The organism is Streptomyces hilarionis, assembly GCF_024539675.1.
Taxonomy (GTDB): domain Bacteria; phylum Actinomycetota; class Actinomycetes; order Streptomycetales; family Streptomycetaceae; genus Streptomyces; species Streptomyces hilarionis.
Genome location: NZ_JAHHIT010000602.1, coordinates 1 through 316, shown reverse-complemented (window position 1 = coordinate 316; position 316 = coordinate 1). Strand labels below are relative to the sequence as shown.

Sequence of the window (316 nt, the reverse complement as noted above, 5' to 3'; positions counted from 1 at the left end):
CCTATGCACTGTATGAATTAACAGCTGATCCAGAATCTCTATCTGCCCTACCCGCTTAGAGGGAAAATGGGCGCATCAAGCGATCAGGCTACTGATCGCTGCGATGGAAACGGGCGCTGCTCTTTCGCCTGGAAGCTGCCGTCGGGAAGCTCAAGCACTCGAATGTCCCGCTTCGCTGTTAGCGCCTTGTGAATTGCTGGAGCCGTGACACGAAGAAGCCGCGCCGCCTCGGACTGGCCCTTTTTCGCAACAAACTCGTCGAGAGGGGTCTCGCTCATGATTTGAGCCTCGGTTGTAGATGAGGCCGATATTAACC

General features: G+C 55.4%; 1 protein-coding gene. It reads right to left on the bottom strand.

Annotation, left to right across the window (positions count from 1 at the left end; translation table 11 throughout):
- Positions 1 to 83: 83 nt before the first annotated feature.
- On the bottom strand, positions 84 to 316 hold a 233-nt coding region (locus KMS84_RS39685; RefSeq protein ID WP_256921510.1), incomplete at its 5' end, for a Cro/CI family transcriptional regulator.